We start from the raw sequence: 367 nt of genomic DNA, 5'->3' as shown, positions 1-367 counted from the left end.
CAACAGCACCCAGCCGCCACCACCCCGCCATCGCCCGCCGCCTGCGCAAACGGCAACCCTCCGCCGCATCCGGCGAACACGCCATAATGCGTCGAGAAATCGCCGATGAACTGAAAATGCGGCGCGAAGCGCGTGTCGGCCAGCATCTTCCAGCTGTTGCCGCAGATCGGGAAGATGCGTCCGCGCTCGATCTCGTGATGCTTGTCGAGCGTGAACACGCGCTCCTCGCCCTCGACCGTGCCGAGATAGACCACCGCCTGGCCGTAATCCTCGCATTCGGGCTCGAGATCATCGAGCTTGAACAGGCGATAGGTGGCGGAGAAGAAATCGATGCCGTCGAGCATTTCGGCGATACGCGTATCGCCGA

General features: G+C 62.9%; 1 pseudogene. It reads right to left on the bottom strand.

The features are described from left to right. Positions 1–367 (bottom strand): annotated as a pseudogene (locus AX735_RS17520) (methyltransferase domain-containing protein); the annotation flags it as partial.

It is taken from the genome of Blastomonas sp. CCH1-A6, from assembly GCF_001556365.1.
In the GTDB taxonomy this organism is placed as follows: domain Bacteria; phylum Pseudomonadota; class Alphaproteobacteria; order Sphingomonadales; family Sphingomonadaceae; genus Blastomonas; species Blastomonas ursincola.
This window is presented reverse-complemented; position numbering and strand designations above follow the sequence as displayed.